Source organism: Corynebacterium sp. AOP40-4SA-5 (assembly GCF_052377355.1).
Taxonomy (GTDB): domain Bacteria; phylum Actinomycetota; class Actinomycetes; order Mycobacteriales; family Mycobacteriaceae; genus Corynebacterium.
In genome coordinates this window covers 17564-34210 of record NZ_JBQSWS010000012.1, presented here as the reverse complement: position 1 = coordinate 34210, position 16647 = coordinate 17564, and the positions used below count along the sequence as shown (strand labels likewise).

Sequence of the window (16647 nt, the reverse complement as noted above, 5' to 3'; positions counted from 1 at the left end):
GGTAGAAGTCAGTGGATGAAGAGCACCAGCGGGCCGGAGTACAGCAGTGCGGCCATGATGCAGGCCACGGTGACGCCCAGGTGCAGCGGCATCTCGCGCATGCCGACCTTCTTCGGCGGCCAGGGCGTCCCCGCTGCGGCGGACGCTGGCACCGCCCGTGAGCGCCACAGCGCTGCGGCGAAGACGACCACCGCGAGCAGCCAGGCGGCCCAGTGCACGTGGTTGACGAACAGCGTCGCCGCCACGGCGAGCAGGGCGGCGAGGTGGTAGATCTGTGATCCGAGCAGCCAGGCACGGTCGCCCTTCTTGCGGATCATGGTCTTGACGTAGGGCACGGTGCCCACGGTGTACAGCAGCAGCCACAGGAAACTCACCCACACCGCCGCCGGCAGCGCGTCGACGACGTCCGGCGTGAACAGGTTGGACGTCCACGTCACCCCGCCACCGACGGGGGAGGACGCCCCGAGGGCGATCGTCGCGCCGACGGGCACGATGAACGCCGAGGCGGCCGTGGTCGCCACGCCGGACGCCAACGACCGGGGCGTCCCCCGCCATGTCTCGTACACGGCGATCGCGACGAGCGGGCCGAAGACGAACACCCACCACAGCAGGTGCGGCTGCAGCAGCAGTGCGGCGAGGCCGGCGAGAGCGGCGAGGGTCCCGTAGACCAGCGCGGGCGTGCGCGCGCGGCGGCGCATCGTGGGGTTGCGCGAGCGCATGAACAGTCCGATGGCGAAGAACGCCAGGTAGCCGACGGTCCAGGCCACCGTCACCGCCAGGAAGGTCAGGGCCATGCCGGCGGTGCCGTGCAGCCCGTCGCCGAGGTTGGCCGGGGTGAGCGTGTCCCAGATCTTCAGGCACCAGAACAGTGCGATGACCGGTGGGACCACCACCATCGGCCATGCGCCGTGCTGGTTGGGGATCCACGGGTTCAGTCTCGTCGCCATGGGGAAATGATATCGCGGTGAGATACGTTCGTCGTGCTTTCTTTCGTACCTGGGTTACCCGTAGCATGGGCGGACGTGAGCCAGAACCGCCGACCGGAACAGCGTCCGGAACATAGTCCGGAACACCGTCCCGACCGTTTCCCGGACAAGCCGCCGGAGCGTATCGGGGTGATGGGTGGCACGTTCGACCCGATCCACAACGGGCACCTCGTCGCCGGCAGCGAGGTCGCCGACCGGTTCGGGTTGGACGTGGTGATCTACGTGCCCACCGGACACCCGTGGCAGAAGCGCGACAAGGTCGTCACCGCCGCGGAGGACCGGTACCTGATGACCGTCATCGCCACGGCGGCGAACCCGCAGTTCCTGGTGTCGCGCGTGGACATCGACCGGCCCGGGGCGACGTACACCGTGGACACGCTCAAGGACATCCAGCGCCGCTACCCGGACGCCGAGCTGTACTTCATCACCGGGGCGGACGCGCTGGAACGCATCGTGACCTGGCGTCACTGGGAGGACGTGTTCAACCTCGCGCACTGCGTGGGCGTGACACGTCCCGGCTACGACCTGGCGGACGCCGGGGAGGCGCTGCGCAGCCAGGTCGACTCCGACCGGTTGAGCCTGGTGAACATCCCGGCGATGGCCATCTCCTCGACGGACATCCGCGAGCGCGCGCAGGACGGACGCTCGGTCTGGTACCTCGTGCCCGACGGGGTGGTGCAGTACATCGGCAAGACCGCGCTGTACCGGCGCGGCAACAAGGACAGCCACGGCGGGCTGCCGTGGGCGGTGTCGGACCCGGAGGACCTGGGGGAACTGGGGGACCCGGCAGATCCCGACGCGGACGTGGAGCCGGACGTGGACTGGAACCCCGAGGAGGACGGCGACCGCTTCCCCGACGGCTGGTTCTGAGCCCCTGCGGCAGGTCGCCGGGTGCCTGATGCTGCGATCCGACGTCCGGCTTGTAGAATCACTGGCGGAAAACATCTGACCTCTACCCCCATGAAGGATCCGGCACCACGTGACCGCTAGCTCCGACGCCATCAACCATGCGGGCATCGCCGCCCGCGCCGCCGCCGAGCGCCTCGCCGAGGACGTCGTCGTACTCGACGTGACCTCCCGAATGCCGCTGGCGGACTGCTTCGTGCTGGCCACCGGCGACAACGAGCGCATGGTCAACTCCATCGTCGACGAGGTGGAGGAGAAGCTCGCCGAGGTCGGCGTGAAGGCCCGCCTGCGCGAGGGCCACCGCGACAACCGGTGGGTCCTGCTGGACTACAGCACCATCGTGGTGCACGTCCAGCGCCGCGAGGAGCGCGAGTACTACGCCCTCGACCGCCTGTACCGCGACTGCCCGACCGTGGAGGTCGAGGGTGTGGAGCAGGCCGACCGTGGCTTCTGGGCCAGCGACGTCAGCGCCGAGGAGATCGACGCCGACGACCCCTTCGCCGCGCAGAGCGTCGCCGACCTGCCGCTGGCGGGCCCGGCACCCGACGAGGACGAGCTCTAGGAACCGGTGACCGTGTCCCCGGGGGTGTCCTCCCAGGTCCAGGGGACACGTCTGCCCGAACGCAGGCTGATCCTGATCCGCCACGGGCAGACCGAGTTCAACCTGGCCGGACGTATGCAGGGTCAGTTGGACACGCCGCTGACCACCGCAGGACGCGCCGAGGCCGAGGCCGCCGCGGCGGAGCTGGGCACCTGGCCGATCGGCACGGTGGTCAGCTCGGACCTGCAGCGTGCCCGCGACACCGCCGCCCTGCTCGCCGAGGCCCTCGGCATGGGCTACACCACCGACGCGCGGCTGCGCGAGACCGACCTCGGTGACTGGTCCGGCAAGGCCCACGAGGACGTGGACGCGGTGTTCCCCGGCCAGCGTTCCCACTGGCGGCTGAACCCCACGTGGGCACCGCCGAACGGGGAGACCCGCCTGGAGGTCTCCGACCGTGCCTCCGAACTCGTCGACGAACTCATGGCCGACGACGCGTGGGACGCCGGGACGGTGATGCTCGTCGCGCACGGCGGTACCATCGCCGCGTTGACCTCCCGCCTGCTCGGCATCCCCACGGAGCACTACCCGATGTTCGGTGGCCTGGGGAACGCACGCTGGTCGCAGCTGGTCGCGCGTCCCACCGTGGATCTTGGCGACCCGGCCCTGTGGCGCGAGCCCCGCTGGTTCCTGGAGGGGTGGAACGTGGGCGTTGCGGCGCCGAGGCCGGTGGCCGTGGTGAACGCGGACGAAGGTGAGGTGACCGGGCGATGAGCGTACTGGTGGTCACCGACTCGTCGGCGTGCCTGCCTCCGGCGTTGGCCACGGAGTACGGCATCACCGTCCTGGACTTCCACGCCGAGGGCGAGGGGGAGGACGAGACGACGGCCGGACTCGGGGCACTGGAGCTCACGGCCTGTTACGCCCGGCTGCTGGAACGCGGTGGGGACGACGGGGTCGTCGCCCTGCACATCTCCAAGGAACTGTCCGGCACCTGGTCGTCTGCGTCGCAGGCCGCCGCCGTGCTCGACGGGCGGGTTGAGGTCATCGACACCATGTCCGGTGGCATGGTCATCGGGCAGGCGGCGATCGCCGCGGCACGCTGCGCCGACGACGGTGGTTCGCTGGACGAGTGCCGCGGGGTCGCACAGCACGCCATCGACACCGGCCAGTTGTGGCTGTTCGTGAACCGGCTGGACACCCTGGCCCGCGGTGGACGTCTCACCGCAGGTCAGCGACTGTTGTCCACGGCGTTGGCGATCAAGCCGATCATGCACCTGGCCGGTGGACGCCTGGAGCTCGCGGCGAAGACCCGTACCCGCTCGAAGGCGATGGAGCGCATGGTGACCCTCGCCGCCAACGCCTACCGTGGCGTGGCCGAGGGGTTGCTGCCGGCGGAGGAGCTGGAGGATTCGGAGTCGGACGGCCCGGAAGGCTCGGAGGGCTCGGAGGGCTCGGAGGGAGCGGCGTCCCGGGATCCTGCCGCGACGGTCGCTGCATCGGAGGCCGACGAGGTCACCGCCACGGTGGACACGGACGGTGCCGACAGCGCGGATGATGTTGACGGTGTTGATGCTGCTGGCGATTCCGATGATTCCGATGAAGCCGTGTCTCCGTCCGACGATGACTCCGCCGGGAATGACGAGGTCGTGGAGGACGCCGGCACCGGGGAATCCACGGAGAAGCCCGAATCCGACGATGCCTCGGAGCGTCCCCGAATCTTCAGCTTCGGTGGCCGAGACAAGGCGGACAAGGAGAAGGCCGACAAGCCTGACAAGGCCGAGAAGACAGACAAGGCAGAGAAGCCGGAGAAGGCTGAGTCCGAGCGTTCGCGGTCCCGGCGTCGTGGCGAGGACCTCGTTCCGCTGGTCGACCTGCCCCGCGTGCCGATGCACCTGGCCGTGCACCACCGTGAGGCGGAGGAGGCTGCCGAGCAGTTGCGCGCGAACCTGCGTGAGAAGCTGCCGGACTGCGTGGTGATCTCGGTGGTGGACATCTCCCACGCGATGGCGGTGCACACCGGCCCCGGGGCACTCGGGGTCTCCCTGGTCCAGGACTAGCTCAGGACTAGCTCAGGACTTGTCCCGCACTGCCCCTCGTCCGTACGTGAAATAGTCGCCCTCCCAGGTAGGAAAACAGCCAGAATCGCTGCCTGGGAGGGTGATCGCTCTGCAGGGGGGGGGCGGACCGGCGGGCAGCGCGGGGATTTCATCCACAGCCCCCGGGTTGTCCACAGCGTCCTGGGGCGATGGGAGGAACCGGGGCAGCTGGTGTCCGGGCATGCACTTACATGGTGACCCATGGGCGGAGACGCAGAGCACAGGACACCGGCATCACGCCGGCGAGGCGGCACACGGCAGGCGGTGGCTGACAGGGTGGAGGCCCTGACCCAGCCGGTGCCGGGCCATGAGCTGGCGGATGTCCGGTTCGAGCGTCGGACCGTGATCGGTCCTAGGTCCGCCCGGATCATGATGGCGACGGTCGCGGCTCTGGTGGTCGTGGTGGGAGGGGTGATGCTGGTCAACGACAGGGACGGTGGCGGCGCCGGCGACGATGCCCGGGGGGACGTCGTGGCAGGACTGTCACCAGGGGAGGACAAGGAGGCGGGAGTGCCAGGGGTGTCGGGGGTCGCCGGGGTAGAGCCGGCGGGGGACACCGGGGGAACTGGCGCGGACGGGGACGGTGACAGGGACGGCGCCGCAGGTGTGGGGCCTGTGGTGGTGTCGGTGCAGGGGTTGGTGCACCGGCCGGGTCTGGTCACCGTCGACGCCGGGACCAGGGCAGGTGAGGTGATCGACCGCTCGGGAGGGGTCCGGGGGGACGGTCGTGTGGAGGGGATCAACCTCGCCGAACCCGTGGTCGACGGCATGCAGATCGTGGTGGACCCGGAGGGCTCGCGGGTGCTGTACCCGGGGGAGCGCGGCGAACCCGCGCAGCAGCAGTCACCGCAACAGGCACAGCAAGAACAGAACCGACAGCAAGAGGGCCAACCAGGCGGCACGGACAGCGCCGGCCTGGTGAACATCAACACCGCGGACGCGACCGGGCTGGCCACGTTGTCCGGGGTGGGCCCGGCGACGGCGGAGGCGATCGTCGCCTGGAGGGAGGCGAACGGGTCCTTCGGTGCGGTGGAGCAGTTGATGGAGGTCAAGGGCATCGGGCCGGCGAAGTTCGAGGCGTTGCGTGACGGCGTCACGGTCTGACTGGTCGGTCAACCCCGACCTCACTCCGCACCCGGGGTCGGGCACGCCGTGGTCGGCCAGGGACCGTGATCCGGTCAGCCCGGACGTGGTGCGTGCACGTCGGGGCCCAGATCTGCGTCTGGTGCCGTTCGCGGTGGCGGTGTGGTTGGCGGTGACGCTGACGATCGTGGTGCGCACCCCGTGGATCGCCGCAGGTCTGCTCGTCGCCGCCGGTGTGGCGGGGGCGGGTGTGGTGTGTCTGGGGCCGTTTCGCCCCGGGGCGTCGGTGGCGGAGGACCGGCCACGGGTGGTCGTGCGCACGTGTGCGTTGGTGGCGGCGGTGGCCGCGGCGTGGTCGGGCCGGGCGTCCTGGCTGGTGGCGCGGGTGGACCGCCATGAGTTGCGTGGCACTTCGACGCGCCTGGCGCAGGACGTGGAGCTGGCGACGGCGCCGAAGCGGCTGCCGGGCGGCAGCGTCCTGCTGAATGTGCGCGTGGAGGAGCTGGGCACGGTGCCGGTGTTCCTCGACGCCCGCGACGTGGAGCCGGCGGTGTTGTCGTGGCAGCCGGGGACGACGCTGGCGCTGCAGGCGGTGGCGTCGGGGACGCAGGACGCGGCGATGGTGCCGCTGCGGCTGTCGGCGTCCGGCGTCCCGCAGGTCGTCGCCGCGCCGGACGGTCTGGCCGGGGTGACCGCGCACCTGCGCGCCGGGTTGGCGCAGGCGGCGCAGGGGCTGCCGGGTGGCACCGGTGACCTGGTGCCGGGCATGGTCGTCGGCGACGTGAGCATGCAGGATCCGGTGGTGCGCGAGCAGTTCCTGGCCACCGGGCTCACCCATCTCACGGCCGTGAGCGGCGCCAATCTCGCCATGGTCACGGGCAGCGTGCTGGTGCTGGCGACGGCGATGGGCTGGCCGCGGTGGACGCGCTACGCGGCCGCGGCGTCCTGCCTGGTGGCGTTCGTGCTGCTGGTGGGCCCGGAGCCGAGTGTGCTGCGGGCCGCGGTGATGGGTGCGGTGGGGTTGGTGGCGGCGTTGTCGGCGCGTCGGGCGCACGGGTATGCGGCGTTGTCGGCGGCGGTGGTCGTGCTGCTGGCGGTGGATCCGGGCCTGGCGGTGGAGTACGCGTTCATTCTGTCGGTCGCGGCGACGGCGGGGATCGTGGCGTTGGCGCCGCTGGTCGCCCGCCGGATGCTGCAGGGCTGGACGCGGCGCAGGACGGCCCGGCGGGGGCGTCACCATCCGCCGGCGCGGTGGCAGGCGATGCTGGTGGGCCTGGTGGCGGTGAGTCTGGTGGCGGACGTGGTCACCGCCCCGGTGATCGTGCAGATGACCGGGGTGGTCTCCCCGACGGCGGTGCTGGCCAATGTGCTGGTCGGGGTGGCGGTGCCGCCGGTGACGGTGGTGGGCATGCTCGGCGCGCTGCTGGCCGGGGTGCACGTCGGCGCGGCGACGGTGGTGCTGTGGGGCGCGGCGCTGCCGGCGTGGTGGATCCTGACCGTGGCGGCACGGTTGTCGCAGGTCCCGGTGCTGCACACCCCGGGCGGCATGGTGGCTGCGGCGGTGCTGGTTCTCGTCGCGGTGGCCGTGGTGACGGTAGTGGTGTCGGCACGCTGGCGGCGTGCGGCGCTAGTGGTGGTGCTGCTCGCCGCGCTGGCCACGGTGGCCGGTGTGCGCGCCGGTGTCTTGTCGACCGGGCCTTATGCGCAGGACACGGGGGCGGACGTGCTTCAGCGGGTGTGGGCGGACGATCTGGGGGACGTGCCGTGGACGGTGGGCGTGCGGATGGCGTCCGGGACGCCGGAGATCCTGCGACGTGACGGCGGGAGCGACGCGCCGGTGGTCGTCCTCGCCGACGAGGACGCGGTGCTGCTGCACGAGTACCGCCTGAACGCGCAGGCGTCGCCGCAGCGTCCTGACCTGTACGTGGCCACGGCGTGCGGGCGCAGCCGCGGGATGCCGAGCCGCACGCCCGCCGGCGTGCCGGTGGCGTTCCCGTGCAGGGACGGGACGGTGGTGCTCGGGGAGGACGGACTGTACGCGGACGGGAGTCCGTGAGGTGGGGTATGTTCGGTGTGGACGTGTTTGTCCCTGAAACCAGGAGGATGGCCGTGACCACGACTGCGTACTACTCGTTCCACCACAAGAATGACGACCACCGGGTGCGCCTGGTGCACGAGATCGACACCGTGACCGGGCAGCCGCTGCTGGAGAAGCAGGAGTGGGACCGGGTGAAGGCCGGGGGGAACCGGGCGGTGAAGGAGTGGGTCGACGAGAAGATGTCGGCGTCGGACGTGGTCATCGTGCTCGTCGGCGGCGAGACCGCGGGACGGCACTGGGTGCGTCACGAGATCGAGCAGGCGTGGGAGGACGGCATACCGCTGCTCGGGGTGCGGATCCACGGGCTGGCAGGTGCCGAAGGGGAGGTGGGAGAAGAAGGGGAGGACCCGTTCGGGCGCGTCGACGGGGTGCACGGCGTGCCCCTGTTCGACCCCACGCAGCGCGACGAGCACGGGGAGATCGACTCCGCGGCGACGCTGGCCACGCTGCGGGAACGGCTGCCGGAGTGGGCGGGCCAGGGGGTCATCGGGGCGTGAGCCGACGGCCGTGTCCGGGGCGGCCGATAGGATGGGCCGCATGGCAACGAGTCCCCGTCCCCCCGCACCGGTGAACCTCATCGTCGGTGCCGACAGCTTCCTCGCCGAGCGTGCCCGTCACCGCATCGTCGCGGCGACCCGGGCGCACGCCGGCATCGACGACCTGCCCGTGGACATGCGCAAGACCTCCGAGCTCAACGCCGGTGAACTCGCGGAGCTGCTGAGCCCGTCGCTGTTCGCCGAGGACCGGATCGTGGTGGTCACCGGCGTGGAGGAGGCGGCGAAGGACTCCGTGGCGATGATCGAGATGGCGGTGTCCGACCCCGCGCCGGGTGTGGTGCTGATCCTGCAGCACACGGGCAAGGGGCGTCAGAAGGCGTTGGCGACGAGCCTGCCGAAGAAGGGGTCGAAGGGTGCGGTGGAGGTGTTCTCCGCCGCGGAGCTCAAGGGGCGGGAGCGTCAGGGGTTCGTGGAGCAGGAGTTCCGTGACCTCAAGGTGCGTGTGACCCCGGACGTCACCGCAGCGGTGCTGGACTCGGTGGGCACCGACCTGCGCGAGCTCGCCAGCGCGATCAGCCAGCTCGTCGCCGACACCGACGGGCAGGTCACCGAGGATGCGGTGCACCGGTACTACCAGGGCTCGGCGGAGGTGTCGGGCTTCGACGTCGCCGACCTGGCGATCGCCGGACGCGCCGACCAGGCGCTCGGCTCGGCGCGCCGGGCGTTGCAGCTCGGGGTGCCCCCGGTGCTGCTGGCCTCGGCGTTGTCCGGCGGCATCGACGACATCGCCCGGGTGCACGGGGCGCGGGTGAATCCGCGGCAGCAGGCCGGGGAGTACGGCATGCCGCCGTGGAAGCTGGAGAAGACGGTGCGTTCGGCGAGGTCGTGGAAGGCGTCGTCGGTGGCGGCGGCGGTCCAGATCGTCGCGGAGCTGGACGCCGGGGTGAAGGGGCATGCCGCGGACGCGGACTGGGCGGTGGAGGACGCGGTGCGGCGGATCGCCGAACTCGCCCGGGGGTGAGCTGTCTCACCCCCGGCGCCGTGGTGACCGTGGGGGTGGCCGGTGGCGTGACCGGGGTTGTCGCCATCGGCAAAATTATGTTCGCACAGTGATGTTTTCAGAGTGGTCGTCAGGGGCGGCCGGGGGCCATACCGTGGTCGGGGTCAGTCCGGTGTGACGTACTCCACAGAGCACCGTGGAAACCGTGACGTGACACTTCAGGCTCTCCAGCATCTTACGCGAACGAAAGGACGGTTCATGACCGCCACATCCACCGCCGCAGATCTCGACCAGCAGGTCCAGACCTGGCTCACCACCTTCGCAGACGCCCTGAACACCTCCGACCCCGACGCCGCCGCAGAGGCGGTCTCCGGGATGTTCGAACCCGACGGCTTCTGGCGAGACTTCGTGGTCTTCACCTGGAACCTGCACACCGCCGAGGGGGCCGACTCCATCGCCGACCTGGTGCGGGAGAACAACGACCGCGTCGGTGCCACGGACCTCGTCGTCGAGGACGCCACCGACGAGGGCGACGGCGTCACCCGCGGCACCGTCACCTTCACCACCCCGGTGTTCAAGGCCCGGGCGATCGTGCGGCTGCGTGACGGCAAGATCTGGACGTTGCTGACCTCCGCGCGCGAACTCCTCGCCCGCCCCGAGCCCAAGGGGACCAACCGTCCCAAAGGCGTGGAGCACGGCCCGGACGCGCACAAGCTCAACTGGGCCGACAAGCGCGCCCGCCGGCAGGAGCGACTCGGCTACGAGGACCAGCCCTACGTGCTGATCGTCGGCGGCGGGCAGGGCGGCATCGCCCTGGCCGCCCGGCTCAAGCACCAGGGTGTGCCCACGCTGGTGGTGGAGAAGTCCGAGCGTCCCGGCGACCAGTGGCGCGGGCGCTACCACTCCCTGTGCCTGCACGACCCGGTCTGGTACGACCACCTGCCCTACCTGCCGTTCCCGTCGACCTGGCCGGTGTTCACACCGAAGGACAAGATGGGCGACTGGCTGGAGCACTACACCGGCATCATGGACCTGGACTACTGGGCGAAGACCACCTGTGAGCGGGCGTCCTACGACGAGGCGTCCGGCACCTGGGAGGTCGTGGTCTCCCGCGACGGCGAGCAGGTCGTCCTCAACCCGACCCAGCTGGTGCTGGCCACCGGCATGTCGGGTGTGGCGAACAAGCCGTCCCTGCCGGGGGAGGAGGAGTTCCGCGGGGAGATCCGCCACTCCTCGGAGCACCCCGGCGGCGAGGCGGACAAGGGCCGGCGTGTGGTGGTGCTGGGTGCGAACAACTCCGCGCACGACATCTGCAAGGACCTGTACGACAACGGCGCGCACCCGGTGATGATCCAGCGCTCCTCCACCCACATCGTCAACTCCGACGCCTTCATCAAACACGTCACCTCCCCGCTGTTCTCCGAGGAGGCCGTGGAGTCCGGCATCGACACCGACACCGCCGACATGCTCTTCGCGTCGATGCCCTACAAGCTGCTGCCCGCCGGGCAGAAGCAGGCCTTCGACGCCGTGCGTGAGGAGGACGCCGAGTTCTACAAGGGCCTGGAGGACGCCGGCTTCATGCTCGACTTCGGTGAGGACGAGTCCGGCCTGTTCCTGAAGTACCTGCGCCGCGGCTCGGGCTACTACATCAACGTCGGCGCCTCCGAACTCGTCGCCGACGGGTCGATCGAGCTGCACTCCGGGGTCGGCATCGAGCGCTACACCGCCGACGGCGTGGTGCTCACCGACGGCACCGAGCTGCAGGCCGACGTGGTCGTGCTGGCCACCGGCTACGGGTCGATGAACGGCTGGGCCGAGATGCTGATCAGCCCGGAGGTCGCCGACAAGGTCGGCAAGTGCTGGGGCCTGGGCTCCGACACCGCCAAGGACCCCGGCCCGTGGGAGGGCGAGCTGCGCAACATGTGGAAGCCCACCCAGCAGGACAACCTGTGGTTCATGGGCGGCAACCTGCACCAGGGACGCCACTACTCGCGTTACCTGGCGCTGCAGCTCGCCGCCCGCCACGAGGGGCTGGACACCCCCGTGTACAAGCTCGCACCGGTGCACCACACGTCCTGAGTGTGCGGCGCTGGCGCGGGGGACGCGCCGGCGCCCGCGCGGCGAGCGCTACCGCGGCGCCTCGGCGAGCTCCGTGGAGCCGTCGAGGTGCGAGTTCAGCTCGTCGCGCGGTGTCGTGGAGACCCGGTGGATGATGTCGAGCACCCGCTCGTAGTGCGCCGAGGTGTTCTTCAGGAAGGACGTGTGGTCCTCGCCCTTGAGCATGATCAGCTTCGCGTTGCCGCCGTCACGGCTCACCGCCTCCACGTAACGCTCGGAGTTCTGCGGGGACACCAGGCCGTCGTCCGTGCCGTGCACGGCGGCGACGGGGATGTGCCGGTTGATGTTCTGGATCGGGTCGATGCTGTCGTAACGCTCCGGCATCTCGGCGGGCGTGCCCTTCATCGCCTCCACGATGTTCTCGTCGCCGTGCTCGGCGGACCACACCAGGTCCAGCGGGCCGGACAGGGAGACCACGCGGTTGGGGGTGAACTTCGGGTCCGCGCCGAGCTGCCCGGTCTCCAGGTCGCCGCGCGTGCCCGCCCAGGCGGCGAGCTGCGCGCCGGCGCTGTGGCCCACCACCGTCTCGTCGTCGATGGTGATCTGCGGGTAGTTCTCGTCGATGGTGGGGACGAAGTCCAGGGCGTCGGCCACGTCGGTGAAGGTCTGCGGCCAGCCGCCACCCTCGCTGACGTCGCGGTACTCCACGTTGAGCACCGCCATCCCGCGCGACGCCAGGTCCGCGGCGATGTGGCGCGAGCCCGGCGCCCCGCCGTGCCACGCTCCACCGTGGATGAACACCACCAGCGGGACGGAGTCCTCCTCCTGCGTCCCGTCCTGCGCTCCGTCGGCGCCGCCGGGCAGGTAGAAGTCCGCCCAGTTCTGCGTGGGGTCAGGGTCGCCGTCGCGCACCGGGTAGAGGAAACGTTCGACGAAGCCCTCGGCAATCTCGTCGGACGGCACGTCGGTGGCCACGGTCGGGGCCGTTGCGTCCGACGCGTCCGCAGCGTCCGACGTCGTTGTGCTCGCGGTGGTGCTCGCGGCGCCGGTGGAGGACGCACCGTCGTCACCGGAGTCGGTGCTGCACGACGTCAGGGCGCCGCCCAGCGCGGCGACGTCGAGGACGGAAACGACGGACGAGGCACGTCCGGCACGGCAATTGCGGGGAAGGGGTAGGGACACGGCGGAATCACTCCTCGAAGGTCAGGGTGTCGGTCCTGAGCTTACTGTGCCCCGGCGCCCGCGGTCTCGGCGATGATGTCGAGCAGACGCGGATAGTGGCGCGACGAGGACTGCAGGAACGACAGATGGTCGGCCCCGTCGAACAGGACGAGCTCGGCGCGTCCGCCGACGTCGGTGACCGCGTCGACGTAGTGCTCCGAGTTCTCCTGCGGGACGAGGTCGTCGTCGGTGCCGTGCACGGCGACGACCTGCACCTGCGGGTTGATGTTGCGGATCGGGTCGATGGAGTCGTAGGCGTTCGGCAGTTCATCGGGCGTGGCCTCCATCGCCTCGACGATGTTGTCGTCGCCGTTCTCCGCCGCCCACACCAGGTCCAGGGGCCCGGCCAACGACACCACCCGGGTGGGGGAGAACGCCGGGTCCGCGCCGACCTCGTCCTCGCTCAGGCGGGAGCGTGAGGCGGCCCAGGCGGCGAGCTGACCACCGGCGCTGTGCCCGACGACGGTGGCGTCCTCCGTGTCGAGCTGCGGGTAGTTCTCGTCGATGGCGGGGACGTGGTCCAGGGCGTCTGCCACGTCGGTGAACGTCCCGGGCCAACCGCCGCCCTCGCTGACGCCGCGGTACTCCACGTTGAGCACCGCCATCCCGCGCGCGGCCAGGTCCGAGGCGATGTGGCGCGAACCGTGCGCCCCACCGTTCCAGCCGCTGCCCTGCAGGTAGACGACCAGGGGGACGGAATCCTCGGTGACATCCGTGGCCTCTGTGTCCGTCGCTTCAGCGTCGTCGGTGTCGGGCAGGTACAGGTCCGCCCAGTTCTCCTCCGGGTCGGGGACGCCGTCGCGCACGGGGTAGACGATCCGCTCCACGAAACCCTCGGCCACCTCGTCCTGCGGCACCTCGGCGACCACGTCCAGCCCACTTCCCCCGCCCGTGCCGACGGCGGGAGGGGCCTCGGCGGAGACGCCACCGTCGGTGCCACAGGCGGTCAGGCAGGACGCCCCGGCGATGGTGCCGAGCAGGCCGAGCACGGCCGTCGCGACGGCGCGCTGGCTGCGCCGTTGCTGTCGTGTCACCGCAAACGCCTCTCGTGGTGGTCAGTGACCTCCGGAGTTTACCGGATCAGTTTCCCTGCGTCGTGGAGTCGTTTGACGATCTCCGCGGCGAAGACGCTGGTCTTCACGTCCACGCCGGTGACCTTGCGGTACTCCGCGGCGATCTCCGTCCACGAGTGCTGCGCGGCGAGCGTCCTGAGCTGTGCGAACCGCGGTTCGCTGAAGCAGTCGACGGCACTGACGTCGGCGAAGGTGTCGACGATGAATGAGGCGGCGTTTCGGGCGGCGCCGGGTGCGGGGATGACTTTCCCGATATCCAAATTCTTACTCCCGATTCGTTTTATCGGTCCCGTCGAAGACCTATAACAACTACTCTTCGACTGTAACGATGCAGACGATTCCATGAGACAGATTCGGTGACCCACCCATGACAGACAACCACGATGGTGCCGGTGCTGCCGGCGCCAGCCCGGTGACCAGTGACACGGTGGACATCACCGTCGCGAACGCGGACCCCGCGCTCTTCAACGCCGACCTCGCGCCCATCCCGCGCAAGTACCGCAAGTGGGGTGCCTTCGAGATCTTCAACGTCTGGACCAACGACGTCCAGTCCCTCGCCGGCTACACCCTGGCCGCCTCCCTCTTCATCGGCGCCGGCATCAGCGGCTGGTACGTCTTCGCCGCGATCGTGCTGGCCGGGGTGATCGTCAACTGGCTGGTCAACCTCTCCGGTGCACCCAGCGTGAAACTCGGTGTGCCCTACGCGGTGATGGCACGCATGTCGATGGGCGTGCTCGGCGCCAGGTTCCCCGCCCTGGTCCGCGGCGTGGTGGCGATCTTCTGGTACGGCGCGCAGACCTACTTCGCCTCCACCGCGGTGGCGTTGGCGATCAACGCCATATTCGACTCGCCGCAGTCCGGGGAGTTCCTGGGGATGAACGCGGTGTCCTGGATCTCCTACGTGATCGTGGCGATCCTGCAGGTCGCCCTGTTCAGCCGGGGTATCGACGCGATCACCAAGTTCCTCAACTTCGCCGGACCCGCGGTGTACGCGGTGATGGTGGTGCTGCTGATCGTGATCTGGGTGCGCGCCGGTTCCGAGATGCTGCCGGCCGTGGGCTCGATCTTCAACAGCGACGGGGTCACCGGCTGGGGGACCGTCTCGGCGTTCGCCGGCGTGGTGGGCACGATGGTGGCCTACTTCTCCGCGGTGATCATCAACTTCGGTGACTTCTCCCGGTTCTCCAAGTCGGAGAAGTCCATGCGGCTGGGCAACTTCACCGGCCTGCCGTTGTCGCTGGCCTTCTTCACCTTCCTCGCCCTGTTCATCACCGCCGGTGCCTACGTGGTCTTCCAGGACGGCCAGGGCACCCCGATGGACAACCCCTCCGACATCATCGGCCAGGCGGACTCGGTGATCCTGTCGATCATCGCCGCGGCGACGTTCCTGGTGGCCACGGTGGGTGTGAACCTGGTGGCGAACTTCATCCCGCCGGCCTACGACATGGCCAACCTGGCACCGTCGAAGATCAGCTTCCGGATGGGCGGGATCATCACCGCCGTGCTCGGCTTCATCATCGGCGGCCTGTGGGTCGCGGTGATCGAGGACATCGGACTGCCCACCTTCGTGGACACCCTCGGCGCGATCCTCGCACCGCTGTACGGGGTGCTCGTCGTGGACTACTACGTGATCCGGCGCAAGCAGGTCGATCTCACCGACACCTTCAGCCTGGACCCGAACGGCCCGTACTTCTACCGCAAGGGCTGGAACATCAAGGGGCTGGTGGCCGTCGCCCTGGCCGCGGTGTTCGCGGTGGCCACGGTCTGGTGGTCCGCGCTGGAGGACCTGTCCGGCTTCGCCTGGCTCATCGGCGCCGCCCTCGGCGGGCTGCTCTACTACCTCGTGATGCTCGGCGACCCGACCCGCACTACCCGCGGTTCCGGAACGCCTGCTGCCCGGTGAGTGCCTGACCGATGCTGAGCTGGTGCATCTCGGCGGTGCCCTCGTAGGTCAGCACCGACTCCAGGTTGTTGGCGTGGCGCAGGGGGGAGTACTCCAACGTCACGCCGGACGCCCCGAGCAGCGTGCGGCACTGCCGGGTGATCTCCAGGGCGACGCGGGTGGAGTTCAGCTTGCCCACGCTGACCTGGTGGGGCTTCAGCTCCCCGGCGTCCTTGAGTCGGCCCAGGTGCAGGGCCAGCAGGAAGGACTTGTCGAGCTCCACGGCCATGTCCGCCAGCTTCGCCTGGGTGAGCTGGAAGGAACTCAGCGGACTGTCGAACACCTGTCGGGTGGACACGTAGTCCAGGGTGGTGGCCAGGGCATCGTGCGCAGCACCGAGCGCACCGAAGATGATGCCGAAGCGCGCCTCGTTCAGACAGGTCAGCGGTCCGCGCAGCGACTGGACGCCGGGCAGGCGGCGTTCCTCGGGCACCCGGCAGTCGTCCAGCACGATCTCCCCGGTGACCGAGGCGCGCAGGGAGAGTTTGCGGGGGATCTCCGGAGCGCTGAAGCCTTCGGTGTCGGCGTCGATGATGAAGCCGGAGTAGCCGCCCTCGGTGCGCGCCCAGACGACGGCGACGTCGGCGACCGGGGCGTTGGTGATCCACATCTTCGTGCCGTTGAGGATCCAGTCGCCGGTGGCGGTGTCGCGGGTGGCGTGGGTGCGCATATTGGCAGGGTCGGAACCCGCATCCGGTTCGGTCAGCCCGAAGCACCCCACAGTGGTGCCGGCGGCCATGCCGGGCAGGTAGTGCTCCTTCTGCTCCTCCGAACCCCAGTGGTGGATGGCGAACATCGCCAACGAACCCTGCACCGAGACCAGCGAGCGCAGCCCGGAGTCCACGGCCTCGATCTCCATGCAGGCCAGTCCGTACTCGGTGGCACTGGCCCCGGCGCAGCCGTAGCCGTCCAGGTGCATGCCCAGCACCCCGAGTTCGCCGAGTTTCGGTGCGAGCTCGTCGACGGGCAGGGTGCCGTCCTCGAACCAGGTGCCCACCTGCGGTGCGAGTTCACGTCCGGCGAACTCGGCGACGGTGTCGCGCAGGAGCCGTTCGTCGTCGCTGAGCAGGGAGTCGGCGGAGATGAGGTCGAGTGGTGAGGTGGGTCCGGTGGTCATCGGTGGTGTTCTTTCCGTTCAGGTGC

General features: G+C 69.9%; 15 protein-coding genes. 10 read left to right on the top strand and 5 right to left on the bottom strand.

Features of this window, described 5'->3' with window-relative positions; translation table 11 throughout:
* Positions 1 to 8 precede the first annotated feature (8 nt).
* Positions 9 to 947 (bottom strand): YwiC-like family protein, encoded by a 939-nt coding sequence (locus ACT3S3_RS08855; RefSeq protein ID WP_441579618.1) that lies wholly within the window; start codon positions 945 to 947, stop codon positions 9 to 11.
* A gap of 171 nt (positions 948 to 1118) precedes the next feature.
* On the opposite strand from ACT3S3_RS08855, the gene nadD reads away from it, so the two are divergent.
* The 9 genes from nadD (at position 1119) to ACT3S3_RS08810 (ending at position 11289) form a co-directional block, all read left to right on the top strand.
* On the top strand, positions 1119 to 1856 hold the full coding sequence (gene nadD / locus ACT3S3_RS08850) for a nicotinate-nucleotide adenylyltransferase (RefSeq protein ID WP_441579621.1): 738 nt from the start codon (positions 1119 to 1121) through the stop codon (positions 1854 to 1856).
* 109 nt (positions 1857 to 1965) lie between these two features.
* Entirely contained in the window at positions 1966 to 2454 is a 489-nt protein-coding gene (gene rsfS, locus ACT3S3_RS08845) for a ribosome silencing factor (RefSeq protein ID WP_301441720.1), read from the top strand.
* Between the two features lie 6 nt (positions 2455 to 2460).
* Positions 2461 to 3207 (top strand): histidine phosphatase family protein, encoded by a 747-nt coding sequence (locus ACT3S3_RS08840; protein WP_301441719.1) that lies wholly within the window; start codon positions 2461 to 2463, stop codon positions 3205 to 3207.
* Entirely contained in the window at positions 3204 to 4493 is a 1290-nt protein-coding gene (locus ACT3S3_RS08835; protein WP_441582098.1) for a DegV family protein, read from the top strand. Before ACT3S3_RS08840 ends, ACT3S3_RS08835 begins: the two co-directional genes overlap by 4 nt.
* Before the next feature lie 303 nt (positions 4494 to 4796).
* A complete protein-coding gene (locus tag ACT3S3_RS08830) occupies positions 4797 to 5636 on the top strand; it encodes a ComEA family DNA-binding protein (protein ID WP_441579619.1) in 840 nt (279 codons plus the stop codon).
* Positions 5617 to 7671 carry a ComEC/Rec2 family competence protein gene (locus ACT3S3_RS08825; protein WP_301442041.1) on the top strand — a complete coding sequence of 685 codons (2055 nt, stop codon included), beginning with the start codon at positions 5617 to 5619 and terminating at the stop codon, positions 7669 to 7671. Before ACT3S3_RS08830 ends, ACT3S3_RS08825 begins: the two co-directional genes overlap by 20 nt.
* Positions 7672 to 7724: 53 nt before the next feature.
* Positions 7725 to 8210 (top strand): TIR domain-containing protein, encoded by a 486-nt coding sequence (locus ACT3S3_RS08820; protein WP_441582100.1) that lies wholly within the window; start codon positions 7725 to 7727, stop codon positions 8208 to 8210.
* A gap of 31 nt (positions 8211 to 8241) precedes the next feature.
* Positions 8242 to 9231, top strand: coding sequence for a DNA polymerase III subunit delta (gene holA / locus ACT3S3_RS08815; protein ID WP_441579167.1), 990 nt, complete (start codon positions 8242 to 8244; stop codon positions 9229 to 9231).
* A gap of 237 nt (positions 9232 to 9468) precedes the next feature.
* The gene (locus tag ACT3S3_RS08810; RefSeq protein ID WP_301442044.1) at positions 9469 to 11289 is read left to right on the top strand and encodes an NAD(P)/FAD-dependent oxidoreductase; all 1821 of its coding nucleotides are present in this window, start codon (positions 9469 to 9471) and stop codon (positions 11287 to 11289) included.
* Between the two features lie 48 nt (positions 11290 to 11337).
* Here ACT3S3_RS08810 and ACT3S3_RS08805 read toward each other — a convergent pair whose 3' ends face one another.
* From ACT3S3_RS08805 to ACT3S3_RS08795, 3 genes are read right to left on the bottom strand one after another with little or no spacing between them, the layout of a single operon-like run.
* On the bottom strand, positions 11338 to 12450 hold the full coding sequence (locus ACT3S3_RS08805; RefSeq protein WP_441579168.1) for an alpha/beta hydrolase family protein: 1113 nt from the start codon (positions 12448 to 12450) through the stop codon (positions 11338 to 11340).
* 41 nt (positions 12451 to 12491) lie between these two features.
* Positions 12492 to 13523 carry an alpha/beta hydrolase family protein gene (locus ACT3S3_RS08800; protein ID WP_301442046.1) on the bottom strand — a complete coding sequence of 344 codons (1032 nt, stop codon included), beginning with the start codon at positions 13521 to 13523 and terminating at the stop codon, positions 12492 to 12494.
* A 38-nt stretch (positions 13524 to 13561) separates the two neighbouring features.
* The gene (locus ACT3S3_RS08795; RefSeq protein WP_301442047.1) at positions 13562 to 13822 is read right to left on the bottom strand and encodes a hypothetical protein; all 261 of its coding nucleotides are present in this window, start codon (positions 13820 to 13822) and stop codon (positions 13562 to 13564) included.
* Between the two features lie 107 nt (positions 13823 to 13929).
* Between ACT3S3_RS08795 and ACT3S3_RS08790 the strand changes: the two genes are divergently transcribed.
* Positions 13930 to 15465: an NCS1 family nucleobase:cation symporter-1 gene (locus tag ACT3S3_RS08790; protein ID WP_301442048.1), complete on the top strand. Its 1536-nt coding sequence runs from the start codon at positions 13930 to 13932 to the stop codon at positions 15463 to 15465.
* Here ACT3S3_RS08790 and ACT3S3_RS08785 read toward each other — a convergent pair.
* Positions 15431 to 16621: an acyl-CoA dehydrogenase family protein gene (locus ACT3S3_RS08785; protein WP_301442049.1), complete on the bottom strand. Its 1191-nt coding sequence runs from the start codon at positions 16619 to 16621 to the stop codon at positions 15431 to 15433. The two genes, ACT3S3_RS08790 and ACT3S3_RS08785, sit on opposite strands and share 35 nt — an antisense overlap.
* Between the last annotated feature and the right edge of the window lie 26 nt (positions 16622 to 16647).